The organism is Fibrella aestuarina BUZ 2 (assembly GCF_000331105.1).
Lineage (GTDB): Bacteria > Bacteroidota > Bacteroidia > Cytophagales > Spirosomataceae > Fibrella > Fibrella aestuarina.
This window is the reverse complement of sequence record NC_020054.1, coordinates 1,292,795-1,317,941: the sequence shown is the minus strand read 5'-3', so window position 1 is coordinate 1,317,941 and position 25,147 is coordinate 1,292,795. Positions and strand designations below refer to the sequence as shown.

Here is a 25,147-nt window from a genome sequence, read left to right as displayed (position 1 = left end):
AATGATTCGGCGGTCGGCGGCGAGTTGTCTGAGAACGTTATACGCCCGAGCCTTAACTCACCATCGACGACCGTGACAGAAATTTTAGTGAGCCGCATCGGCAGCCGCTTTGGCCGCTTCGGCAGACATCTTCTTGGACTTCAGGAGAAACAGGAGCGGAAACGAAACCACGAAAAACAGCCCCGCCAGCCGGAACGTATCGAGATACGACAACATCAGCGCCTGCTTTTGGATGATCAGGTCGAGGTTTCGGTAAGCGCCCGACATGGCTTCAAAGGCATTTATCCCGCGCGACATCAGCCCTTGCGATATGGCGTTGAGGCGGTCGGTGAGCAGCGGATCGCCCGGTTGCAGGTGGCTGACCAGATCGCCCCGGTGCACGGCTGAGCGCTGCGTCACGTAGGTATTGGTGATGGCTACGCCAAACGCGCCGCCCAGCTGCCGCATCATGTTGACGATAGCAATACCCGTGGGTAGTTGGCGTGGCTCAAGTGTCGACACCGACTGGTTGATCAACGGCACGTTGACCAGCGCCAGCCCGATACCCCGGATAATGAGCGCCCAGATGAAATAACTGTTGGTGGCGTCCATGTTGTAGGTCGACATGATAAAGCAGAACGTACCGAAAGCGATATAACCGGCAATAGCGATGTTACGCGGGGATACGCCTTTAGCCAGCAACCGGCCCGAAATGGCAAACATAGGCAGGGTCACGAAGCCACCGGGAATGAGCAACAGTCCCGTCTGCGTCGCCGTAAGTCCCACAATCCGTTGGGCAAACAGCGGGAAGAGCAGCACCGACGTAAACAGCCCATAGCCCACAATGGTGATCAGAATGGCGCCGAGCGTCAGGTTGCGGTTTTTCAGGACACGCAGGTCGACCACGGGTTCATTGGTGCCGCGCAGCTCCCACCAGATGAACAGCGGCACCGTAATGATCGTGGCGGCGGTTAGGTACCGAATGGCAAGGCTGTCGAACCAGTCGTCGGCTTCGCCCCGTTCCAACACATATTGCAGACTCCCCACACCGATAGCCAGCAGCGCAATCCCAAGCGTGTCGATCCGGATACTACCCCGGTCGATGTTGAGTTCGTCGGCTTTCTTGTCGATGAACGTGTAGCTCAGGTACGTTGCCAGCAACCCAATGGGTACGTTGATGTAGAACATCCAGCTCCAGTGGTAATTGTCGATGATGTACCCACCGAGCGTGGGGCCTAGGGTTGGTCCCAGCACGATGCCCGCCCCGAAAATGGCCGCCGCCGTTGGGCGCTGCGATAGCGGAAAGGCGTCGTAGATGAGCCCCTGCGAAGTCGACAACAGCGCGCCGCCGCCTACCCCTTGCAAGAACCGAAACAACACGAGCATCGGCAGGTTGGTGGCCAGGCCGCAGCCGTAGGAAGCCAGCGCAAAGAGCACAATGGAGCCGATGTAGTAGTTTTTCCGGCCAAAATACCGTTGCAAAAAGCCGGTCATCGGAATCACGATCACGTTGGCGATGGCATAGGCCGTCACGACCCACGACACGTCTTCGATGGTCACGCCGAGGTTCCCCGCGATGTCGTTCAGCCCCACGTTGACGATCGATATGTCGATCAACTCAACGATGGCGGCCGTAATAGCCGTAATAACGATGATCCACTTCTTAAATCCCGTAGGCAGGGCTGGCTGAGCCTCAACGGGTGGCGAAGCGAGGGCTGTTTCTGCCATGATTAGTTGGCTACCCGTACGGCCGCATCAACGCTGAGGCCGGCGCGTAGTTTGTCCTTGAGTTGGTCGGGGTTCAGAATCTCGATTTTCACCGGCACGCGCTGTGTGATCTTCACGAAGTTGCCCGAGGCGTTATCGGGAGGGAGCAGCGCGGTTTTGGCGCCGGTCGACTCAGACAGCGATGCCACGCGGCCTTTGACGTCCAGATCCGGGTAGGCGTCCAGTTTGATCTCGACATCCTGCCCAACGCGCATGTTTTCCAGCTGAGTTTCCTTGAAATTGGCCACTACCCAGAATGTGCTGTTGTTGACGATCGTCATGAGCGTCTGACCGGGTTGCACATACTGGCCAACTACCGCGGTTTTCTTGCCGATTTTTCCGTCAATAGGCGCCGTCAGTTTAGCGTAGCCCAGCCGCAGTTTGGCGTTCTGAACAGCCGCCGCCTTTACTTTCAACATGGCCTGCATTTTCTGAATGTTGGCCTGGGTACGTTGGATACCTGCCTGTGCTTTCAGGATACCGGCCTGTGCTACGCCCTGCTGCGAGCGCGCCAAGGCAATCTGCTCTTCGCTGGCCCGATAGGTACGTTCCTGCACGTCGAGGTTGTTCTTCGAATCGTCAAGTTGCTTGCGCGTCAGCGACTGGTCATTGAACAGGTTCTGGTCGCGTTGCAGGTCGGTCTGGGCTTTACTGCGGCGGGCTGCCTGCACCTCGGCATTCGACTGCGTGACCCGCAGGCTCTGCTGGGTATTGCGCGAATTGGCCTGCGCTGTAGCCAGGTCAGCCTGTGCGTTGCGGATATCGGCCTGCGCCGTGCGAATGTCGGCCAGGGTCGATTCGTAGTCGGCTTCTGCCTGCTGTAGGGCTACCTCATATTCCTGCGGGTCGATGGTGAGCAAAGGCTGCCCCCGTTTAACGGTTGCGTAGTCATCGACATTTACGTCCTGCACGTACCCAGCTACCCGGGCCAGTACAGGCGCGGTGCTGCCTTCAATCTGCGCGTTGTCTGTCGATTCGTATTGCTGACCGTGACGATACGCTGTGAACCCCCAGTATGCGCCAGCTAGCAACACGATCACGCCCAACAAACGGGGTAGATAGGTTTTGAGCGTAGACGATTCAGTTTCCATATGTTACTAAAATTTGGTTGTTAGTGCTGCGAAAACGACAGATTCCGGAGCCAATCTGTCCGGCTTTGGAGCCAAAGGTAAACCAGGTTGACTATAAAAGTCAAGCAAGTTGACTATATTTGTAAGTGAGTTTTCAGTTAACTGGTTTCAACTTTTTGTTTTCTTGCCGTAAAAAATGGAATTGAGCAACAAAACCTTTGATTACGCCCGAATGCGGGACATTCGCAGCCGTTCGCTGGGACGATTGGCGTGGCGTTTCAAGCGGTTTGTGGATGAGTTTATGGAACCCCGCCTGCACCAGCGTGGCTTTGCCGATTTCAAGCTCAGCTACCTGCGTCTGATTGCGAACATTGAGGAAAACGGCATTACCAATAACGAACTCGCCCGCAAAGCCGACGTCACCAAGCAGATGATGAGCAAGGTGGTCAATCTGCTGGAACGCGAAGGGTACATCTTTACCAAACGCGACGAGCAGGACTCCCGCGCCAGCCGTATTTTTTTGAGTGAACGTGGATTTGCGCTGCTCTTTGCCGTTTCAGAATGCATGGAAGAAGCCAATGACCACTTCAGCAGCATTATTGGACCCGAGCGCCTGCAAAGCCTGATTACCGACATGCGCGATCTGGTCGACGGGCTAGATGGTGGCCGGTGCCGTTAGTCAGGCCCAGACCATGCTCAGCACGCCCATCATCATGATGAGCTTACACAGGTTGCTGAGGTAAGCGAAGTTGCGCCGGGTGTCGGCCATGACGAGGCGGTATACCAGCCAGGCCACCGGAATCAGCAGCAGCATGAAGATCCAGCCGAGGCGCGGGTTGTTGAGCGAGTCGGCCATCAGGAAAAGCGTCATGATAAACGACGCGATAATAATATAAAGTAGGTACTTAGTCCGGCGCAGGCCCCAGATGATCGGCAACGTGCGGCAGCCGTAGCGGGCATCACCCCGAATATCTTCCATATCCTTTATGATCTCACGCACCAACGTTACGATAAACGAGAACGAGGCGTAGACCATCAGCAAGTCGACACGTTGCCGGTAATAGACTGCCAGCACGATAAGTGATAGGGCCGTCAGGAAGGCCACAACGAGGTTGCCGATGAACGGCTGCCGCTTGAGGTTGGCCGAGTAAAACCACAGCAGCGACACCGACAGTACGTCGACCACAAATACCCAGCGGCTTAGCAACAGGCCCAGCAAGCAACCCACGACGTTCAGCACCTGATGCAGCGTGATGGCCCAGCGGCGTTTGAGGTACCGCCCGATCACGACTCGCTCCGGCTTATTGATGATGTCGATCTTGACGTCGAAGTAATCGTTGATGATATAGCCCGCCGCCGCAATGCAGACGGTCGATAGTGTCAAGATAAATAGCTGAGGTTCAAGCAAAATGCGCGGCCAGTCGCTTCGCGGGCCGATCAGGGCTACACGCGCCAGATACTGCGTCCCGACCACAATCAGCAGATTCTGCACCCGTACCAGCCGCAGAAATCCTTTGACAAATTCGGAAAAGGGTATGGGTCGGGTCATGAGTACGTTGTTGTCTCGGTAGCCACGAAAATTCGCTAGACTACACGTCTCACAAACTTACGACTCCCAGCGTTGAAAACAGGTAGGTATCCCAGTAAGTGGGCATTGGTTACCTCAACGCCAGTGGGTAACGTCGTGTCGGAATAGCGGATGAGTTCATCGGGGCGAACCCAGAACCGTTGCGGTGGTGTATCGCTGATGGCCTCGAACCCCACTTTGCGATAACTGGCTCCGTCTGACCAGTCGCGGTCGGCATACGTCATCAGGTCATCGGCGGGATGGTTGCGCAGGTACGTTGTCAGCAATTTATCCAGCCCGCCCACCACCGTGAAGCCCACCCGGTTGGCAAACCGTAGCAACTCTGCCGAACGATAAGGCTGCGTATCCTGCTTCATCTGCCGGGGCTGCGCAAAGGTCGCCACCGCCAGGAGAAGCTCATTGTTGCCCCCACCCCCGGCTCCTCCCCTTAACGAAGGGGAGGGGAGCATTCCTGTAGAACCCTCTGTGGACAGCGGAAGTCTTGCCCCCTCCCCTTCGTTAAGGGGAGGAGCCGGGGGCGGGGTAGGCAGTACCCGATAATAACGTTCGGGCAGAAAAAGGCCATACCGCACTTTGCCCGGCAGCGGCACCTGCAAATGGTGCTCCGCTAGAAAGGCCATCGCCGTTGCCTTGTCAATCCGACGTACCTGGGTAAGTCGCCCCGGCACCCGAATCGACTCGCCCCGTAGCGCCGCTAACCGCGAGGCAACGATGATCGGTTTCTGCTTCACTACATCGCTCCATACGTGCACAACCCGCTGTCCCTGTCGGGCCATCTGATCAGTCAGGTTTTGGAAGAAGAACGTCGGGTCGTGCCCCTGCGCCAGCCAATGCGCATACGTACCCAACTCGATCTGGTGGAGGAACAACGTTGGTGTGAGTGGAGTCAGCGTAAACGGGGTGAGCATTCGGCAAAGGTCATACCGGGCTTTGCCCGGTGCAAGTAGCTGCTTCGTTGAGGCGAGCGCTTATTGAGCAATCAATGACTCGTGTTCATGTTTTATTCTTTATACAGGATATTCCGCTGAGTAAGCTACAACGTCTCCAGACAAATGGTTGTGTACGCGATAAGCGCTCGCCTCGGCGAAGCAGCTACTTGCACCGGGCAAAGCCCGGTGTGGCCAAGCCTTCGTACCTTTGTGAAATGGAAATCACTTCATTTGAGGACTTTGCGCTGAATCGGCAGCTGCTCAACGCGGTCGCCGACGCGGGGTATACCGAACCCACGCCCATTCAGCAAAAGGCCATTCCGGTTGTATTGGGAAACCACGACGTGCTGGGGATTGCCCAGACCGGTACCGGCAAAACAGCCGCCTACGTGCTACCGCTGCTGATGCGCATCAAATTCGCGCAGGGAACGGCACCGCGTGCGCTGATCCTAGCCCCTACCCGCGAACTGGTGATGCAGATTAACGAGGCCATCGGGCAGTTGGCCGTGCATACCGACATCCGGCACGTAGCAATTTACGGCGGCTTAGGCCCCAAAACCCAGATCGAGCGCCTGCAAGCCGGTGTAGATATCATCGTAGCCACGCCAGGGCGGTTCAACGACCTCTACCGGCTGGGCGAGATCGTGACTAAAGACCTGAAAGTAATGGTGCTCGACGAAGCCGATAAGATGATGGACATGGGCTTCATGCCACAGATTCGAGCCATTCTGGAGGTCATTCCGCGCAAACGGCAGAACCTGCTCTTCTCGGCCACCTTCCCCGATAAGGTTGAGCGCCTTTCGTCGGAGTTTCTGGAGGCACCGGTCCGCATCGAAGTTACCCCGCAGGCCTCCACGGCCCAGATGGTGGAGCAGGTCATCTACGACGTACCCAACTTCCGAACGAAAATAAACCTGCTCAACTACCTCATTTTGCAGGAATCGTTTCAGCGCGTGATCGTGTTTACCCGCACCAAAACCAACGCCGAAAACGTCTACAAGTTTCTGGCCCGGAAAGTGATAGAAGCTGGTAACGTGCGCGTTATCCACGCCAACAAGGGCCAGAACACGCGCATCAATTCGATGGAAGCGTTCAAAGAAGGGAATGTGCGGGTGCTGGTAGCCACCGACGTAGCGGCGCGCGGTATTGACGTGGCCGAGGTCTCGCACGTGATCAACTTCGACGTACCGCTGATCTACGAAGACTACGTGCACCGCATCGGGCGCACGGGCCGGGCCAACCATACTGGGGAGGCCATTACCTTCGTGACAATGGCCGAGGAATACCACGTGGCCAAAATCGAGAAGATCATTCGGATGACCATTCCGCGGCGGCCCATTCCAAATGAGGTCGAGCAAACCGAAACGCCTTTCGACGAAAAGCAGGATATGCTCCGCGAAATCGACGAGCAACGGCGCAAAGAGGACCCCACGTTTCAGGGAGCTTTTCACGAAAAAAAGAACCCATTGGCGGCGCGGGCCACCAAACGCCCAGTGGTTGGTCGCGGGGGGGCTACCAGAGCCAAATCAGGCTCGACGAGTGGGGCTGGCAGCGGATTAAAAAAACGATCAACGAGCGGCGGGCCCAAATCAGCAAGTCGCTCAGCCTCAGCCAATCGGGGCGGCAAAAAACCCCGATCGGGCCGACGATAATCGGTAACTACGTACTAACTTGGTTGTCCTATCGTTCTACGATAGCTATGCATCACAAGGCTTATCCTCATAACGGACCATCCAAAACCGCTGGGGGCCTCTCGCAGGTTCTCATGTGGGGTTGGCTGCTGTTACCTGCGCTAGCCCACGCACAGGCACGTACCCCGGTGATGGTGAAAGTGCCCCGCTCGGCAACAAAACCAGCTGGCTCGGCGACGAAAACGCCGCCGGTTGCCGAGTCGGCGGTGGCTCATCTGGCACAACCCGTTGCTACGCCTAAGCAGGAAGCCACCATCGTCCGTGAGGTCGACGCCCGAATTTTGCCCCTGTTTGGCGAACGCTCGAAGTCGGCTCAGCAAATTGAGGACGAGATCCGATTCCTGAACGAATGCGATCAGAACTTCACCTCGCGCGAAGAGGCGAGTCAGTTTTTTGCAGCGCGGGGCTGGGAGTATGTCAGCGAAGCACAACTGGATACGGCCGCTTACCGGTTCAATCTGGCCAATCTGCTTAACGACAAAAATGGCGATGCGTTCTGGGGCTTAGGCGTAGTTTGTTACCAGCGTAATCAGCTTTCCGATGCCATCAACATGCTGAAACGCGGCGCGGCTCTGGCCGATACCAACGCCGTGCTGCTAACCGATCTGGCTACCGTCGAACTGGAATACTACCAGGCCAAGCACGACACAACCAGCCTCACAGAGGCACGTGATCATCTTCAGAAAGCCATTTTCCTGAACCCATCGCACGCCACAGCCTTTGCCCGCCTGTCGCAGATCAGTTACCATCGGGCCGAGTATCGCAATGCCTGGGCGTATCTGCACAAAGCCTACAAGCTCGATCTCGCCTCGATCGATCTGGGCTACATTCAGGAGTTACTGGCTAAAGAGCCAGATCCAATCGGGTTATTCAAGTAAGGAGTCCCTTAAGGGGTTATTTTCCCAAACGGGCAGTTTAAACTGCCCGTTTGGGAAGGTTTCTACTCCGACTCTTCTTCCTCGTCGACTACTTTGTCTTTCGGGCGTTCGTAGGTGACTTTGCCCTTTTCGTCCCACTCCGTGAGGGTGTACGGGTCGAATGGCACCTCCCAACGGTCGTGGCTGTATTGCGTCGTACGCTTGCGGAATCGGCGGGTGGCGTTGGGGTAGTATTCCGTCCAGCGGCCAACCTTTACGCCATTGTCGTACTTGCCCTCTTCGGCCAATTGCCCATTGGCATGAAACGCCAGGTACGTTCCCTTTAGCTTACCGTATTCGTAGGGCATCACTTCTTTGACCTTCGTGTGTGCCGAATCGTAGTAAGTAATGTGGGCCTCGGCCGGGAAGCCCCGGTGGTAACGTACCTTATCGATGAGCATGAACTTGGGGTCGTATTTTTCCCAGCGCCCATCTTTGGTCCCGACATAATAGTGGCCTTCTTCCACCAGATCACCGTTCTGGTAACGCTTGTACGGACCGTGAAGCAAATACACGTTATCCAGGTCCTTGTTCAGTACCTTGATCCGGCTTTCTTTAGGGTTATAGCCATATACTTCACGGACATACTTACTCGGTTCCTGCCATTCGCGGAGCACATGAAACTCCTCAACGACAGTCCGATCGCCGCTACCGATTTTGATAAACTGCCGGATCATAGCCAGGCCTTCGTAATCGGTTTTCGAGACTTTCTTTTTGGCGCGCTTGTCGTCTTTTTTCTTGGTAAACGATTTAATCTTCAGACCCAGGTCGACCACATCGGAGCCCAGCACGCTACTGAGCATCCCGCCGGTTGAGTCTTTTTTGGGTAGGCCCGGTAAGCCGTATGACGTAGTCGAGAGCGGATCGCTGACTACGCTGGCGGGCACGCCTGCCTGCTTGGCCACTTTTTTGAGGAAACCCCCTTTTTGCTTGGCAGGCACTGCCACCGGGGGGCCGCCTGCCGTGGTCAGGGCAGAAGGCGTTGTGGTTTGGGCCAGGGATGCCGTGACCGAAAAACAGGCACTAAGTAAAAGAAATACGCGAAACATAGAGCTAAAGAGACCGCACGAACCAGGTTTAATGGGTATCTGAGTTGGAGGGAATCGTTGGGCCGATGAAGTTTGTTAGTTTTGTATCGTTGCGCTACCGATCTGGTGTGCAACGTATTTATACAGAAACGGATTCACAAAAAAAGGGCCACGCCAAAACGGGCATACGGCTATCTCACTTCAGCAGTGGAAAAAGACGCAAAAATTTATGTAGCTGGTCACCGCGGCATGGTCGGTTCAGCAATTGTCCGTTACCTCAACGCTCATGGTTATCAAAACATTGTAGCCCGCACCTCATCTGAGCTGGACCTGCGCAATCAGGAAGCGGTGGCAACGTTTTTCGCCGATGAAAAACCTGACTATGTCTTTCTGGCGGCTGCCAAAGTTGGTGGCATTCTGGCTAACAATATTTACCGGGCCGAATTCCTCTACGACAACCTGATTATCGAAGCCAACATCATCCACAGCGCTTACCAAAATGGCGTAAAGAAGCTGTTGTTTCTGGGTTCATCGTGCATTTACCCGAAAATGGCGCCGCAGCCGCTGAAAGAAGATTACCTGCTGAGCGGTTTTCTAGAGCCTACCAACGAGCCCTACGCCATCGCCAAAATCGCGGGGATCAAGCTGTGTGAAGCCTACCGGAGCCAGTATGGCGCCAATTTCGTGTCGGCGATGCCCACGAACCTCTACGGGCCCAATGATAACTACGACTTGCAGGGTTCACACGTGTTGCCGGCGTTGATCCGGAAGTTTCACGAGGCGAAGGTAAACAACCAGGAGTTTGTGGAAGTTTGGGGTACAGGATCGCCTTTCCGTGAATTCATGCACGCCGATGACCTCGCCGAGGCCTGCGTGTATCTGATGAATAATTATGATGGCGAACAGTTCGTTAACGTAGGTACGGGCGACGAAGTAACCATCAAGGAATTGGCCGAATTAGTGAAGGAAACGGTTGGTTTCGAAGGCGAACTACGCTGGAATACCGATAAACCTGACGGCACACCCCGGAAGCTGATGGATGTGTCGCGCCTCCACGATATGGGCTACAAGCACCGCATTGGCCTGCGCGAAGGCCTTGCTGCCACCTACCAGGACTTCCTCAAAAATGAGGAGGTGTATGTGAGCTAATTTCTGTTTGACGTCTAACGTTCAACGTGGCATGGCCTCCAGGCAGGCGTTCGTGCATGACACAACTTTAGACTTTGGACATGACCCGTTGAACGTTTATTTATGACAGCATCCCTCAATTCGGAGAATATCCATTTAAAAGAGTACGGTAGCAGCATCCAGAAAATGGTGAACTACCTGCTCACCATCGACGACCGCGAGAAACGGACGCGACAGGCCTACGTGCTGATCGAACTGATGCGGCAGCTGCATCCGGCCATGAAAGATGGGCAGGACTACAGCAACAAGCTGTGGGATGACCTCTATCTGATGTCGGGTTTTCAGCTCGATGTCGACAGCCCGTTTCCACCGCCGGCGCCCGACGCCCTGGGTCAGAAGCCTAAAAAAGTCGATTACAAGTACCGGAACCTCAAATACAAACACTTCGGGCAGAACGTCAACCTGCTGGTGCAGCGGGCCATCGACACCGACGACGCCGAAGAGCGCCGCGGGTTTGTGTCGTATCTGGTTCGGCTCATGAAGAACTTCTACACGACTTGGAATAAGGAGAACGTAGAAGACGAAACCATTTACCAGAGCCTGCTCGATATTTCGCGGGGTATGCTGGCCCCCGATATCTCACTAATCCGTTCGGAAGGCCTCATTGAGTCGAACCCACGCGAGGGCGAAGACGAGCAGCCGCAACGGCTGGGCCGGAATGGTCGTCAGCCCAACAATAACTTCCCGACCAAGCAGAATCAAGGCCGCAACCGCAATGCAGGCGGGCACCGCAACTTCCGGGGCAATAACACGAGCGGCGGAGGGAGCGGCAACGGCAATAGCAACCGCAACAACTTCCGGGGCAATACCAATAACAACAACCGGCGCAGAGGCCGGTAGAGGTATGAGTGAATCCTATACAGTGTACAAGGAGCTAGCCTCCGCTGTATGCTGTACGGGATCCATTGTACCGAAGCGGTGAAAGGCGTTGTTCATTATTCATTGTACATTTCTAAAATGGCTTCATTCAAAATTACGGGCGGGCGGAAGCTACAGGGCGAACTGGTACCGCAGGGGGCAAAAAACGAAGCTCTCCAAATCCTGTGCGCCGTGTTGCTGACCAAAGAGCCGGTCACCATTCACAATATCCCCAACATCCGCGACGTCAATCAGCTAATCGACCTGCTGGGCGATATGGGCGTTTGGGTGACCAAACTCAAAGAAGGCTCTTATCGGTTTGTGGCTTCCGATGTGAACCTGGAGTACCTCGACACGCCTGCCTACAAAAGCAAAGCGGCCGCCCTGCGCGGATCGGTGATGTTGTTAGGGCCTATGCTGGCGCGCTACAAGCAGGGGCGCATTCCCCGGCCGGGTGGTGATAAAATCGGACGCCGTCGGCTCGATACGCACTTCCTCGGCTTTGAGAAACTGGGCGCCAAATTCCATTACGACGGCGACTTTTACCGCGTCGAAGGCGAAGCTCTCAAAGGCGCCTATATGCTGCTCGACGAAGCGTCAGTAACGGGTACGGCCAACGTGCTGATGGCCGCGGTTATGGCTGAGGGGACCACCACCATCTACAACGCCGCCTGCGAACCCTACTTGCAACAACTGAGCAAGATGCTCAACCGCATGGGCGCCAAGATCGCCGGCGTGGGTTCCAACCTGCTCACCATCGAGGGTGTTTCAGAACTACAGGGCACAGAGCATACCATGCTGCCCGACATGATCGAGATCGGTTCGTTTATCGGCCTGGCCGCCATGACGCAGTCTGAAATCACGATCAAAAACTGCCAGATTCCCGAGTTGGGCATCATTCCCGACGTTTTCAAGCGGCTGGGTATTCAAATGGAATTCCGGGGCGATGATATCCACATTCCCTCGCAGGAATTGTATGAGGTCGAGACGTTCCTTGATGGTGGTATGATGACCGTGGCCGATTCGCCCTGGCCCGGCTTTACCCCCGACCTGCTCAGCATTGTGCTGGTAACGGCCATTCAGGCGAGCGGCACGGTATTAATCCACCAGAAAATGTTTGAAAGCCGCCTGTTCTTCGTCGATAAGCTCATCGAGATGGGCGCGCAGATTATCCTTTGCGATCCGCACCGGGCTACAGTCGTTGGGCTGGGTCGGCATCAGCAGTTACGGGGCATCCGCATGTCGTCGCCGGACATTCGCGCCGGGGTGTCGCTCCTGATTGCAGCCTTGTCGGCGAGCGGCACGAGCATTATCGACAACATCGAGCAAATCGACCGGGGTTACCAGCACATCGATACCCGCCTCAACGCCATCGGCGCCGAGATCACGCGCTTATAAGTTTTTGAACGCGAAGACGCCAAGGTGTCGCAAAGAACGCAACGCTTTTCTTTATCGAGATTTGCACTTAGCGACCTTTGCGACACCTTGGCGTCTTCGCGTTTAAACACAATACCATGAAAGCTGTTCTCTGCCGCCAGTATGGCCCACCTGAAAGCCTGGTCGTTGACCAGATCGACGTACCCAGTGCCGCACCGGGCAACGTGGTTATCGACGTGAAAGCCTGCGGCGTCAACTTTCCCGACACGCTCATTATTGAAGGCAAGTACCAGTTTAAGCCCCCGTTTCCGTTTTCGCCGGGTGGCGAAGTAGCGGGCGTTGTGCGCGCCGTGGGCGAGGGAATAACGTACCTGAAACCGGGCGACAACGTATTTGCGCTGACAGGCTGGGGCGGTTTTGCCGAAAGCGTGCTGGCCGATGGGTTCAAGACCTTTCCCATGCCCGCGGGTATGGACTACACCACGGCCGCCTCGCTGATGTACACCTACGGCACCTCCTACCACGCGCTGAAACAGCGGGCGCAGGTACGTTCCGGTGAGACAGTGTTAGTGCTGGGCGCAGCCGGTGGAGTGGGGTTGGCGGCGGTAACGCTCGGTAAACTGATGGGAGCCCGAGTCATTGCCGCTGCCTCAACCGACGAGAAGCTCGCGCTCTGCCGCCAATATGGTGCTGACGAGATCATCAACTACACCACGCAAAACCTCCGCGACCGCTTGAATGAACTGACCGGCAAACGCGGCGTCGATGTCGTGTATGATCCAGTTGGGGGTGACCTCGCCGAACCGGCCTTACGCTCGATGGCCTGGGGTGGCCGTTATCTGGTGGTTGGGTTTGCGGCAGGGCCGATCCCGTCGCTACCCTTCAACTTGCCGCTGTTGAAAGGTTGTTCGGTGGTGGGTGTGTTCTGGGGAGCTTTTGCCGAACGTCAGCCTAAAGAGAATGCGCAAAACGTGCGCGAGCTGCTCGACTTCTGGCAAGCCGGTCACCTCGTTCCTCATATCCACGCAACGTACCCGCTGGAAGGGGCTGCCGATGCCCTTAACGAAATGCTAGGCCGAAAAGTAATGGGCAAAGTGCTGATTGTCCCGTAGCACATAAAACAGGCTGACACGAAAAGCTCGCATCAGCCTGTTTTACGGCCAAATCAGGTGTAATTACTACGCTTTCAAATCAATCGTACGGCCGGTTTCGGCGGCGCGGTAAATCGCCTGGAGCAGCCGCACGTCACGTAGCCCTTCTTCGCCGGTGATGTGGTCGGGCAGCTTTTTACCATCGATCAGGTCTTTGCAGACACCATCCATGTGCGCGGCCTGATGGTTTACAACGGGTTTTTCGATGGGGCCTTTGCTGGTACGGCCTTTCAGGGGGCCATAGCCAAATGCGGGGCTCAGTTCAAACCAGCCATCCTGACAGGAAGCGTACAGCCGTTCAACCCCCGAGGCGTAACTCGTCGTCGAATTGCTGACGGCCCCGCTCGGAAAGCGAAACTGCCAGAACATCGTCTCTTCAACTTCTTTAAATTTTTGCGGATCGGTTTTGGGCGAAAACTGAGCCGTCACCGAGATCGGTTCTTCGCCCGTAACGTACCTGGCGCCCTGCACGGCATAGATACCCACGTCCATCAGGGGGCCGCCCCCCGCCATCGCTTTCTTCAAGCGCCACTGATTCGGGTCGCCCGACCGGAAGCCGTCGCTGCTTTCGATGAATTTGACGGGTCCGAATACCTTTTGCTGGCCCAGCCGCATCACTTCCTGAGTGAATGGCTCATAGTGCAACCGATAGCCGATGGCCAGCTGCCGGTTGGCTTTCTTGCAGGCGTCGATCATGGCCTGGCAATCGGCCACGGTGATCGCCATGGGTTTTTCGCAGATCACATGCTTACCCGCCTGCGCCGCCCGCACCACAAATTCGCGGTGCATATTGTTGGGTAGCACCACATACACCACGTCGATATCCTTGTTGTCGATGATGCGGTCGAAGGTTTTGTAATCGTAGACGTTTGCCTGCGAGATGTTGTATTTCTGCTTCCACTCTTCGGCTTTTGCTGGCGTACCCGTTACGATGCCCGCCAGTCGGCAGTGCTGCGTTTGTTGCAGAGCCGGGGCTAGCAGGTTCTTGCTGTAGTAGCCCAACCCAACCAGCGCGACACCCAGCTTTCGGCCCGGTTGTCCCGCTTCTGTCTGGAGGGGGCGGCCCAGCACATCGGTAAGCGTGGGAATCGTAAGAGCCGAAGCGCCGACGGTGGTCAGAAAGCGCCGCCGCGATTGACTGAGCGAGTTAATCATATGGCTGAAAACTAGAAAGGTTTACGGCCAAAAGCGTCGTCGGCAACCGCTTTACCCGTTGAAAGCACATGAAAACATGAACGTACCCAAGATGTCAGGTACGTTCTTTTTTGTTTACTGCTCCAGCAAATACGCTTTAATAAACCCATCCAGATCGCCATCCAGCACGGCCTCTGTATTGGACGTCTGGAAACCCGTACGGTGGTCTTTCACGCGGCGATCGTCGAGCACGTAGCTCCGAATCTGCGACCCCCACTCAATTTTTTTCTTGCTGGCTTCGATTTCGGCGCGGGCCGCATTGCGCTTCTCCACCTCGATCTGGTACAGCTTCGATTTCAACAGCCGAATGGCCACTTCCTTATTCTGCAACTGACTCCGCTCCTGCTGACATTCGATGATGATCCCCGACGGTTTGTGGCGCAGCCGCACGGCCGTTTCGACCTTGTTCACGTTCTGCCCACCGGCACCACCCGACCGGAAGGTGTCCCAATCGATATCGGCCGGATTCACGTCGATTTCGATCGTATCATCGACCAGCGGATAGGCGTAGACCGAAGCAAAGGAGGTGTGCCGCCGGGCATTGGAATCAAACGGCGAAATGCGCACCAGCCGATGAACACCATTCTCCGATTTCAGGTAACCATACGCCAGGGGGCCGTCGATCTCGATTGTGGCTGATTTAATACCCGCCGTATCGCCATCCTGATAATCGACCTGTTTGACGCCGTAACCGTGTTTTTCGGCCCAGCGCATATACATCCGATACAGCATGTCGGCCCAGTCCTGGCTTTCGGTACCACCCGCACCGGAGTTGATTTCGAGCACCGCCGAAAGTTGGTCCTCCTCGTTGCTGAGCATCTTTTTCAACTCCAGTTCGTCGAGCGTCACCTGAAGCTTACGGCCCTCGGCATCAACCTCTTCTTCGCTCACGTCGCCAGCGTCATAGAATTCGTAAAGCGTTTCCAGATCGCCAAACTCCGACAGCAGCTTATCGTACCCACTGATCCAGCCCTTTAGCCCACGTACCTGCTTCATCACCCCTTCAGCGCGTTCGGCATCGGTCCAGAATTCGGGCTGAAACGTTTGCTGTTCCAGTTCGCCCAGTTGCTGCTTCTTATTGTCGTAATCCAGATACCCACGCAACGCCTCAACACGGCTCCGCAGGTCTTGTAATTGTTCCGTCGTCATGAAAAAAGGGATGGGAGCGCGGATTGGGCGGATGGAACGGATCATCGCGGATGCTTAGGTACTGATTCGCATCAGGATCCGCGACAATCTGTTCTATCCGCTCAATCCGCGTTCCGATTGCTACTACAAAAATAGAACAAAAGCGGGCGAGGGTTGGGTTTGGCCCCGGCTCAACTTTTAAACATACCTTTGCGTTGATAAAGTAGGTCATTGATCGTCATTCGTCGTCACTGGTAGTCATTTATGGTGGCTCGAAGCTGACGTTGCCGAATGACGGCCAATAACCGTAAATGACTCATTTTATTCTAAATAGATGGCTTCGCAATACGATCTAATCGTGGTAGGAAGCGGACCGGGCGGCTATGTAGCGGCTATCCGGGCTTCGCAGTTAGGCTTGAAAACAGCCGTTATTGAACGTGAAAGTCTGGGCGGTATCTGCCTCAATTGGGGCTGTATTCCCACCAAAGCCCTGCTCAAAAGCGCCCAGGTCTTTGAGTACATCAAGCACTCGAAAGACTACGGCATCACCGTTGGCGACTCGTCGGCCGATTTTGGCGCGGTCATCAAGCGGAGTCGTGGCGTAGCCGACAGCATGAGCAAGGGGGTTCAGTTCCTGATGAAGAAGAACAAAATCGACGTCATCAGTGGCACTGGCAAAGTGAAACCCGGCAAGAAAGTCGACGTGACCGACAAAGACGGCAAAACGACTGAGTACGCCGCTAAACATATCATTATTGCCACCGGTGGCCGGGCGAGGCAGCTACCCGCCGTACCCATCGACGGCGAAAAGGTGATCGAGTACCGGAAAGCCATGACACTCGAAAAACGCCCCGACACGATGCTGGTCATCGGTTCGGGAGCCATCGGCGTTGAGTTTGCCTACGTCTACGCTAGCATGGGTACCAAGGTTACCATCATCGAGTTCCTGCCCAACATTGTGCCGGTTGAAGACGAAGACGTATCGAAGGAGTTGCTGCGCCAGTACAAGAAGCTCGGCGTCGATATCTATACCAGTTCGGAAGTGACGAAAGTCGATACGAGCGGCAAAGGCTGTAAAGTATCGGTGAAGACACCGGATGGCGAAAAGTCATTCGATGCCGACGTGGTACTCTCGGCCGCGGGCGTGGTGGCCAACATCGAAAACATCGGTCTCGAAGAAACGGGCATCAAAACCGACCGGGGCAAGATCGTCACCGACGATTTCTACAAAACTAACGTAGAGGGTTATTATGCCATTGGCGACGTAACCAAAGGACAGGCGCTGGCGCACGTGGCCTCAGCCGAAGCCATCATCTGCGTAGAGAAAATCGCCGGCTTGCCGCACGTTGAACCGCTGAACTACAACAACATTCCGGGCTGTACGTATTGCACGCCCGAGATCGCGTCGGTTGGTTTTACCGAGAAAGCCGCCCGCGAAGCTGGTTACGAGCTAAAGGTTGGCAAGTTCCCCTTCTCGGCATCGGGCAAAGCCAAAGCATCCGGTGCGTCAGAAGGCTTCGTAAAGGTGATTTTCGATGCGAAGTATGGCGAATTCCTGGGTGCTCACTTCATCGGCAACAACGTAACGGAGATGATTGCCGAAGTCGTTGCAGCCCGCCGACTGGAAACCACCGGTCATGAGATTTTGAAAGCCGTTCACCCGCACCCGACCATGTCGGAAGCGATCAAGGATGCTACGGAAGCGGCTTACGGCGAAGCGATTCACTTATAGCCGCTTAGGTTACCATTCGCCTTAGCAATGGATCATATGAAAGCCCAATTAGGTTATTATACCCAATTGGGCTTTTTTGTTAATATGTTGTTTAAATAGCTGACTATTAAATAGCTACCCTTATTAGAATTACCATTTAAACAAAAATCTATGAGTATAATAGCGCAATTTCATAAATCTATGAAGTAATTTAGCGTATACTTATCCATTAATTTGATCGCAGCCTGCGTACTTTCAATCAGTCCATATCATGTCAGCAACTAACGACGATCAGCCCTCTTCTTCTTTTCAGGCTAAGCGTGGTTTATTAATTGGTTTCCTGCTCCTTTTTCTGGCAGGCGGTCTTTATTGGTTTTCTACCACGCCTACCTCAACGCCGTCGTCCGCACCAGCATCGAATACTGCCACAAAGGCATCAGAAAGCGCTACAGAAGCTGCTCAGGCCCCTATTTCAACCGAAAAAGCGGCACAAGATTTGCCCGAACTGGCTACTGACAACGCAGAGCCTGCTACAAAGGCATCGGGCACAGTGGCTACGAATAAAGTCAATCCGATCGAGCGAACACGCATCAAGCGTTCAGTCAATTCAGCCTCCGACGATGTAGAACCGACCGAAACACCAGCCCGCGTTGCCGACGCTCCGGCTATTGCCCCAACGCCCGTCGAGAAGCCAGCCGTTGTTGCTGCGCCCCCTGTTGCACCTGCTGTCAAACCTGAGGTTGCACCCGTTGCCAAATCGGCTGTTGTCGCTACGGCCCCTACGGCCAAACCAGCCTCGCCCACAACCACGGGCAGAACCAAATCGGGTGTTCCCGGCGATCTGAAACCGGTTGTTCAACCTGCACCGGCGCCTGTTACGGTGAGTGCAGCCCCCGTACTTAAGCGTAAAACCAAAAACGACGAAGACGTTGAAGTCGACTTCCGGTAGGCCACTCCTTCGTTGAAACCACCACCTAACGATTTGACACTTTACCCCAATGTACACCCTACCTTTTCGTCGTTTTATTTGGTTCATCCTGCTTTGCCTGAGCGCCAGCACCCTACAGGCACAGGAAGTACAGGCGCCGATCGTTTATGACGGCTACCGGGGCGGCTTTGATATTGGCTCCCAAGGCGTTAAGCTATCGATTATCGGTTTTTACCACCGGGAGGGCAAACTAAAATACAAGCTCGTTTACGACCGGCAGGAAACGGTCGGGCTGGTAAAAGGCATGGAGCTAAACAACGGTAAGCTCCGAGCGGCGGATATTCAGGATGCCGTAGCCACGGTGCAGGAAATGCTGAAAGATGCCAGCGAAACGTATGGCATGGCCCCCCGCGACTTCATTATTTATACGTCATCGGGGGTCAATCTGGCCACTAACGTGGCCGATGTCGATGCGCTGACCCAGAAAGTGCTGGGTATCCCGACGACAACCAACATGCCCACAAAAGTTGAAGCGACGTATAGTGTACGGGCGGGCCTGGCTCGCGAAGACTTTGACAAAGCGATCCTGATCGACGTGGGTGGTGGTAACCTGAAAGGTGGCATTTTACAGCCCTATATCAGCGCGTCGGGGTCAACGCGCTATACGTTTAAGGCCTACACCATTGAGCATGGCGCGCGTCGGGTTTCTGAGCGGGTTTTGCTGCGCCAGAATGATCCGGTTAAGTACCAGAGCGAGCTGCGCACGATGGTAGAAGATTCCATTGCCCCGCTGATTCGGATGTCGTTGAACGATAACCCGGAGATCAAAACGGTGAACCGCTCTATCGTGTATCTGACGGGTGGGGCGGCTTATCAATTCGTTACCTGGCGTTTCCCGGAGAAAGTACAGGACGAGATCGTCGAATTTACGATGAACGACTTCAACCAGTTTATCGACATGCTCAGCTCACCAACGGGTTGGCTTGATTGGCAGAGCCGTACATTTACCAAAGTAGAAGACCCCAAGCTGCGGGAGTTGATGGAGCGCGATCATGCCAAGGCGACCAAGAAGGTCTATAATCGCGAAGGGTGTCTGGCAGGTACGTTGCTGGCTCAGCAGGTATTCCGTGAGATTGGCAACCTGAACACGAAGATGTTTTACTTCACCCGCGACGCTTACTGGATCAACGCGCTGGTCTTTGATACCTACAAGGGGGAATTCAAGAAGTAACGTACCCAGAAATGGACGCTGACCGTCAGATACCGAAGCTGGTCGCTTCGGTATCTGACGGTCGTTTTTTTTACAACTCGATGCCAATGGCGGCCATCAGCTGACTGGCATTGAAGCTCTGACAAATACCGGGGCGAAGCGTGTAATCGAAGGTGACCTGTCCGTCGTGAATGTCAGACCGGAAATGGTAGTTCTGTACATAATCGACAGCATCGCCCATCTGCCCCAGTTCAAGGTCGTGGGTTGACACAAACCCCAACGCACTCGTACGATGGAGTTGCCGGATCAGCGCTTCGGCACCTTTGTGTCGGTCGGTCGAATTGGTGCCTTTCAGAATTTCGTCCAGAAAATACAGCACCGGTAGAGGTGATACATTGGCGTTTTTCGGATCGGTTAACTCGAGCAGGGTACGGAGCCGCTTCAGTTCCGCGTAGAACGACGACGTATTCTCTTCCAGCGAATCCTGCGTTCGCATGCTGGTGTAAACCTGCACGGGCGCACACACGAACCGCTTCGCCGACGCTACCGCACCAGCCTGCGCCAGTACCACATTTAGGGCCAACGTCCGTAGGAATGTGCTTTTACCCGACATGTTCGAGCCCGTGATGAGCACTGTCTGCCCGGAGCCACTCACCGCCAACGAATTGGTGACTGCGCGAAGAGGCACGATCAGCGGGTGCGCCATGTCGGTTGCTTCCAGCACCGGGTTGGTTTCATCTACCAGATCGGGTTGGGCGTAGGTTGGATGCGCATAGGCAAACCCCGCCAGACTGTTGAGGCTTTCCGCTTCGGCCAGGGTGGCCAGCCAGGTGGCCAGTTGCGGACCGTGTTGTGCCCGCCAGCGGTTTAGCGCTACCAGATAGTGGACATCCCATAAGGTAGGCAAGCCAACAAACAGGTAGAAATAGGCATTCTGGCGGAAGTTGAAATTCTCAACTAGCCGGGCCAGTTGCGCGATGGCCGTTGAGGCGTATCCATGCTCCACCCGCAGCCGCTGCTTCAGGTCGTGGAGTAGCAGGGCATCGCCGGACATGTTCTCCACAAATCGAAACAAATCGGCAAAATCGGTCAGGGCGTTGGCCATGTCGGCGGTTTGGACGCTCACCTGTTTGCTGGTGGCCTGTAGTGGGCTCAGCACCGTGCCATGCAGCGCCAGCGAAGCCAATACAACCCAGCCAGGTACGTTGCCCAGCAGCCAAAGCGCAACTACACCCAATGTAATTAGCGGCAACACGAACCGGGCCACATTGACCCAGCCGGGCAATGGCGTTTGCCCAACCGCCCACTCGCGTAGCCCTTCCGGCGACTGCCCGATGCGTTCATTTAGTTTAGCTGTCGCTTCCAGTTCCTGCCGCCAGTCGATATGCGGCTTCAGGGCCTCAACGGCCTGTTGGCGCAGAAAAATATGCTCGGGCCGGGCGGGTTGAAGCAGGTAATAAGCCAGGCGGGCGGCCCCTTCGTGCGTATGGGTGCGGTTGAGCAGACGATACAGCGAGTGATTACCAAACAGGTCGAGGTCCTGCGCGTAGGCGTGATTGGGCGGCGCGAAGTTGAGCCCCGTTTCGGGGCGGGTATACTGCCGATTGAGCCGCCCCAATTCGTCGGCATTAATAGCGGCCAGATTTAGGTGTAGGTCCCGACGACGGCGCACCGCCCGATGCCAGACCATCAGGCGGACAAATACGATCATCCCAACGATAGCGACGATGATGCCCGCGCTGGATTGCCCGTTGGCCCACAGCAACCAACACGTACCCAGTGTACCGAAAAACCAGATTAAGCGACCAATGGCCAGGGTGTTATGCTGCTTCTGGGCTTCGGCAGCGATCGATTCAAACTGGTGTTGTCGTTGAGTAAACGGGAGCATAGGGTGGGCCAACGCTCCAGCGCTGGTGTAAACGGCTACGTAGCGTGGCTACTTCCAACGCTGGAGCGTTGGAGAATACTATTTCTCGCAATCGGGGCAAACCCCCTGAATCAGCAGGTTTGTTTCCTGACGTTGATATCCATTGGGCAGCGCAATGGTTGGAATCCGCACCTCATCGAGGCAGGTAGTCTGGCCGCACTGATGGCACTTGAAGTGAACATGATCGTGGTGATGATCGTCTTTGCCGCAACTATGCCGGCAGAGCGCGTATTTGGGATCGCCCGCATCGTCGAGCACCCGATGCACGATGCCTTTATCCAGAAAAGTCCGGAGCGTGCGATAGATCGTCACCCGGTCATGGTCGGGCCCCAGGCGCGACTCAATATCACCGTGCGCCAGCGCGTGATCGCTCTGCATGAACAGATCGAGCAGTTCTACCCGATTGGTTGTATGGCGGAGGTCGTGTTCCTTAAGCGTCTGTGCAGCGGTCATAGGAGAAACGTCATTAAGCGTCGCTGGCATTAAGCTTCGCCGACATTAGTAGTCATTCGTTGTTTTTTCTACTAATGACAGCAACGCTCAATGACCATTAATGACATTGTTTACGTTTTCAAATTGCAATTTAACCAGATTAGCATACAGACCGTCGGGTACGTTGGTCAGTTGATCGTGGGTGCCCTGTTCGGCAATGAGTCCGTCGCGGAGCACGTAAATCTGGTCGACGCTACGGATGGTCGCGAGCCGGTGCGCGATAATCAGCGTCGTGCGGTTCTGCATCAGTTCGTTGAGCGCTTCCTGCACCAGCCGCTCCGACTCGGCATCAAGCGACGACGTGGCTTCGTCCAGAATCAGGATGGCGGGATCTTTCAGAATAGCCCGCGCAATGGCAATACGTTGCCGCTGCCCGCCCGATAGCTTCACGCCCCGCTCGCCCACGATGGTCTGCATGCCCTCGGGAAACGACTCGATGAAGCCCAGCGCATTGGCCCGCCGGGCGGCATCACGCACGTCGGTCTCCGTGGCGTTGGGTTTACCGTAGCGTATGTTCTCTTCGATGGTGCCGCCAAAGAGCATCACTTCCTGCGGCACCACGGCAATGTGCTGCCGGAGCGTCGTTACGTCGATCGTGTTGATTGGCCGACCGTCGATCGTGATTTGGCCACCTGCCAGCGGATAATACCGCATGAGCAGCTGCACGATGGTCGATTTACCAGCCCCGCTTTGCCCTACCAGCGCGATCTTTTTCCCGGAATCGACCCGCAGCGATATACCTTTCAGCACCTCCACATCGGGACGGGCGGGGTATGAGAACGTAACGTCGGCAAAAGCTACGTCGCCGGTAATAGGCGCGGCCAACACCGGCTGCGGCTGCTCAACGTCCACCTCCGACTCTTCGTCCAGAATATCCAGAATCCGCTCCGAGGCACCGATTGTGCGTTGAATCTGCGCGTACATATCGCCCATACCCGCTACCGAACCACCAATAAAGGCCGTGTAGAAGATGAACGACAGCAGGTCGGCAAAGGCAATCTCCTTGCTTTGCACCAGGTTACCGCCATACCAGACAATAGCCATGATGGCGCCGAACATGGTGGTGATGACAAACGACACGAACAGCCCCCGGAATTTGGCCGTTCTGAGCGCCGTATTGACCATCTTCACCAGCGCACCGCTGTACCGGCCGATCTCGAACCGTTCGTTGGTAAAGGCCTTTACCACGTTGATCGATTGCAGTGTTTCTTCCACGATCACGCTTGCCGCCGCCAGTTGATCCTGCGATTCTTTCGACAGCTTCCGGATAAACCGCCCGAATACAATGGCAGCCACCACAATGACCGGGAACGTACCCAGCATGAAGAGGGTCAGTTTCCAGGATACATACAGGATAAAGGCCGTACCACCCAGCAGGGTAGCAATCTGCCGGAAAAACTCAGCCAGCGTAATCGAGAGCACATCCTGCAACTGCGATACGTCGGCCGAGAGGCGGCTGGTGAGTTCACCCACGCGCCGTTTTTCCATAAACGGAATGGGTAGCGTGATGATCTTGGCGTAAACGGCCCGGCGCACGTCGGCCATGGCCCGCTCGCTTACCTGCGCCGAGAAATAAATCCGGAAAAACGAGAAAATGGCCTGTAGCACCAGTACACCGCCAAACAGCCCAATCACCTGATTAAGCGTAAACGGTGATTTGCCTTCGATCACCTTAGTCACCTGCCCGATCAGCGCCGGAAACACCAGCGTAGAAGCCGTCGACAGGGCCAGAAACACGCACATCAGCACAAACTGCGTGCGGTAAGGCCGCACAAACCGGAACATCCGAAGGGTGCGTTTCAGGCTGTCGCCCGTAATTTTCTTTTTATCTTCTTCCGGCGTCTCCTCACCGAAATTCCGTCCTCGTTTTGCCATTCCTTTATGGAATGTACAATGCACAATGTACAATGAACAATGGCTCCGCTCATCGGCCCCCTAGGGTCATTAGCAACGCACCAGTGTACAGTGTACCTTGTAAATTATACATTCAATCTTCTTCTTTTTGCCCTTTATAACCCGACTGTTCGAAAAGCTGCCGGGCGTTGGCGTTCTGCATTAATTCCTGAATGGATATTTTCTTCTCGTCGAAATACCGGCTCACAATGCGCCAGCCAAGCCAGTCGCCAATGCGGCCGGGGCAGCGACTACCGATCTCGGCCGTAAACGGGCGCTCGCCCATGTACCGCTTTTTGATCTCGCCGTTTGTATTGTACAACAGCTGATTGTCGATAAAATGTGCCCAAACCACATCCTGCATGTTAAACGTTTCGGTCAGTTGACGGTCTGAGTAACCAATGAGTAAACTATCTGGGGTTTCGGGCAGCATGGTCCGCGTAAAAACCAGACTTTTACCGTTATAGACCATGTCGGCCAGTAACGTCTGATCGGCCCGGTCCGAGGCGTTGTATCGATCGGCAATCAACCGGACGATTGTCGGGACGATATAGGCCTGCTGGTAACGGCGCAACACGTATTGCGGAAACTCTTCGCCGACGGGCCGGTATTTGGCCTTCGGGCCAGCAAAGTAGTCGAGGCCAATCACGATGAGGCTGTCGGTCACGAGCAGGTCGGGGCCCATAAAGCCGGTGATCATCGTGGCAACGCGGGGCGATTTGAAGTCGGGGAAGTCGCGGCGGATGTTAGTGAACGCTTCGGTGAGGCGGTCGCGCAGCAGGGCGGCATCGTCGCCAAACTCGGCCTGTGTCTGCTGATACAGCAGGTTCAGTTCGGGATTATTGATACGGGTTGTCAGTTCGGCTACGAGGGCGGTATCGCCAGCGGGGCCTTGAGCCGACTCACCCACGTTAAAGTACAATTCGGCGACTGTCCGGTTTTTGGTTAAAAACGCCTGCACCGCTGCGGGCGATTTTGCCGAGAACAAGGCCTGATCGAGCCGGTCAATCGTAACCGGTTCACGTTTGGTACAGGAATTGAAGCAGAAAAAATAAATAAGGCTCAGACAGCCTATCAACCCATAGGTACGTCTGACTGAGCTGACCCTAACTCCCATACGG

The 25,147-nt window shown here is 55.3% G+C and carries 21 protein-coding genes; 10 read left to right on the top strand and 11 right to left on the bottom strand.

Annotation, left to right across the window (positions count from 1 at the left end; genetic code table 11):
• Positions 1-84: 84 nt before the first annotated feature.
• Positions 85-1,707 (bottom strand): DHA2 family efflux MFS transporter permease subunit, encoded by a 1,623-nt coding sequence (locus FAES_RS05250; RefSeq protein ID WP_015330161.1) that lies wholly within the window; start codon positions 1,705-1,707, stop codon positions 85-87.
• A 2-nt stretch (positions 1,708-1,709) separates the two neighbouring features.
• A complete protein-coding gene (locus tag FAES_RS05245; protein WP_015330160.1) occupies positions 1,710-2,837 on the bottom strand; it encodes an HlyD family secretion protein in 1,128 nt (375 codons plus the stop codon).
• Positions 2,838-3,048: 211 nt separating this feature from the next.
• Here FAES_RS05245 and FAES_RS05240 point away from each other — a divergent pair, with 211 nt between their 5' ends.
• Entirely contained in the window at positions 3,049-3,495 is a 447-nt protein-coding gene (locus tag FAES_RS05240; RefSeq protein ID WP_229364427.1) for a MarR family winged helix-turn-helix transcriptional regulator, read from the top strand.
• On the opposite strand, the gene FAES_RS05235 is transcribed toward FAES_RS05240, so the two are convergent.
• Together FAES_RS05235 and FAES_RS05230 are read right to left on the bottom strand one after the other, a co-directional pair.
• Positions 3,496-4,365, bottom strand: a complete 870-nt coding sequence (locus FAES_RS05235; protein WP_015330158.1) for a geranylgeranylglycerol-phosphate geranylgeranyltransferase — start codon at positions 4,363-4,365, stop codon at positions 3,496-3,498.
• 35 nt (positions 4,366-4,400) lie between these two features.
• A complete protein-coding gene (locus FAES_RS05230) occupies positions 4,401-5,312 on the bottom strand; it encodes a hypothetical protein (RefSeq protein ID WP_015330157.1) in 912 nt (303 codons plus the stop codon).
• Between the two features lie 236 nt (positions 5,313-5,548).
• Here FAES_RS05230 and FAES_RS05225 point away from each other — a divergent pair, with 236 nt between their 5' ends.
• On the top strand, positions 5,549-6,985 hold the full coding sequence (locus FAES_RS05225; protein WP_041257571.1) for a DEAD/DEAH box helicase: 1,437 nt from the start codon (positions 5,549-5,551) through the stop codon (positions 6,983-6,985).
• Between the two features lie 113 nt (positions 6,986-7,098).
• A complete protein-coding gene (locus FAES_RS05220; protein WP_015330155.1) occupies positions 7,099-7,902 on the top strand; it encodes a tetratricopeptide repeat protein in 804 nt (267 codons plus the stop codon).
• 62 nt (positions 7,903-7,964) lie between these two features.
• Here FAES_RS05220 and FAES_RS05215 read toward each other — a convergent pair whose 3' ends face one another.
• The gene (locus FAES_RS05215) at positions 7,965-8,990 is read right to left on the bottom strand and encodes a toxin-antitoxin system YwqK family antitoxin (protein WP_015330154.1); all 1,026 of its coding nucleotides are present in this window, start codon (positions 8,988-8,990) and stop codon (positions 7,965-7,967) included.
• A gap of 186 nt (positions 8,991-9,176) precedes the next feature.
• Here FAES_RS05215 and fcl point away from each other — a divergent pair, with 186 nt between their 5' ends.
• The 4 genes from fcl (at position 9,177) to FAES_RS05195 (ending at position 13,504) form a co-directional block, all read left to right on the top strand.
• Positions 9,177-10,118: a GDP-L-fucose synthase gene (fcl, locus tag FAES_RS05210; RefSeq protein ID WP_041257570.1), complete on the top strand. Its 942-nt coding sequence runs from the start codon at positions 9,177-9,179 to the stop codon at positions 10,116-10,118.
• A gap of 102 nt (positions 10,119-10,220) precedes the next feature.
• Positions 10,221-10,997 carry a DUF4290 domain-containing protein gene (locus tag FAES_RS05205; protein WP_015330152.1) on the top strand — a complete coding sequence of 259 codons (777 nt, stop codon included), beginning with the start codon at positions 10,221-10,223 and terminating at the stop codon, positions 10,995-10,997.
• 117 nt (positions 10,998-11,114) lie between these two features.
• Positions 11,115-12,413 (top strand): UDP-N-acetylglucosamine 1-carboxyvinyltransferase, encoded by a 1,299-nt coding sequence (gene murA, locus FAES_RS05200; protein WP_041258599.1) that lies wholly within the window; start codon positions 11,115-11,117, stop codon positions 12,411-12,413.
• A 116-nt stretch (positions 12,414-12,529) separates the two neighbouring features.
• Positions 12,530-13,504, top strand: coding sequence for an NADPH:quinone oxidoreductase family protein (locus FAES_RS05195; protein WP_015330150.1), 975 nt, complete (start codon positions 12,530-12,532; stop codon positions 13,502-13,504).
• Between the two features lie 66 nt (positions 13,505-13,570).
• Here the strand turns inward: FAES_RS05195 and FAES_RS05190 are convergent, their stop codons facing one another.
• Together FAES_RS05190 and prfB are read right to left on the bottom strand one after the other, a co-directional pair.
• Entirely contained in the window at positions 13,571-14,698 is a 1,128-nt protein-coding gene (locus FAES_RS05190) for a Gfo/Idh/MocA family protein (RefSeq protein WP_015330149.1), read from the bottom strand.
• 114 nt (positions 14,699-14,812) lie between these two features.
• Complete coding sequence (prfB, locus tag FAES_RS05185) at positions 14,813-15,886, bottom strand: peptide chain release factor 2 (protein ID WP_083891466.1); 1,074 nt, start codon at positions 15,884-15,886, stop codon at positions 14,813-14,815.
• Between the two features lie 313 nt (positions 15,887-16,199).
• On the opposite strand from prfB, the gene lpdA reads away from it, so the two are divergent.
• The 3 genes from lpdA (at position 16,200) to FAES_RS05170 (ending at position 19,735) form a co-directional block, all read left to right on the top strand.
• Positions 16,200-17,597 (top strand): dihydrolipoyl dehydrogenase, encoded by a 1,398-nt coding sequence (gene lpdA, locus FAES_RS05180; RefSeq protein ID WP_015330147.1) that lies wholly within the window; start codon positions 16,200-16,202, stop codon positions 17,595-17,597.
• Positions 17,598-17,847: 250 nt separating this feature from the next.
• On the top strand, positions 17,848-18,525 hold the full coding sequence (locus tag FAES_RS28850; RefSeq protein WP_015330146.1) for a hypothetical protein: 678 nt from the start codon (positions 17,848-17,850) through the stop codon (positions 18,523-18,525).
• 49 nt (positions 18,526-18,574) lie between these two features.
• On the top strand, positions 18,575-19,735 hold the full coding sequence (locus FAES_RS05170) for a hypothetical protein (protein ID WP_015330145.1): 1,161 nt from the start codon (positions 18,575-18,577) through the stop codon (positions 19,733-19,735).
• A gap of 70 nt (positions 19,736-19,805) precedes the next feature.
• Here the strand turns inward: FAES_RS05170 and FAES_RS05165 are convergent, their stop codons facing one another.
• The 4 genes from FAES_RS05165 to FAES_RS05150 all read right to left on the bottom strand — a co-directional run bounded on the left by FAES_RS05165 (position 19,806) and on the right by FAES_RS05150 (position 25,143).
• Positions 19,806-21,602 (bottom strand): MutS-related protein, encoded by a 1,797-nt coding sequence (locus FAES_RS05165; protein ID WP_015330143.1) that lies wholly within the window; start codon positions 21,600-21,602, stop codon positions 19,806-19,808.
• Positions 21,603-21,680: 78 nt separating this feature from the next.
• Positions 21,681-22,094, bottom strand: a complete 414-nt coding sequence (locus FAES_RS05160) for a Fur family transcriptional regulator (RefSeq protein WP_041257569.1) — start codon at positions 22,092-22,094, stop codon at positions 21,681-21,683.
• Between the two features lie 87 nt (positions 22,095-22,181).
• Entirely contained in the window at positions 22,182-24,008 is a 1,827-nt protein-coding gene (locus FAES_RS05155; RefSeq protein WP_015330141.1) for an ABC transporter ATP-binding protein, read from the bottom strand.
• 112 nt (positions 24,009-24,120) lie between these two features.
• The gene (locus tag FAES_RS05150; RefSeq protein WP_015330140.1) at positions 24,121-25,143 is read right to left on the bottom strand and encodes a gliding motility protein GldB-related protein; all 1,023 of its coding nucleotides are present in this window, start codon (positions 25,141-25,143) and stop codon (positions 24,121-24,123) included.
• Between the last annotated feature and the right edge of the window lie 4 nt (positions 25,144-25,147).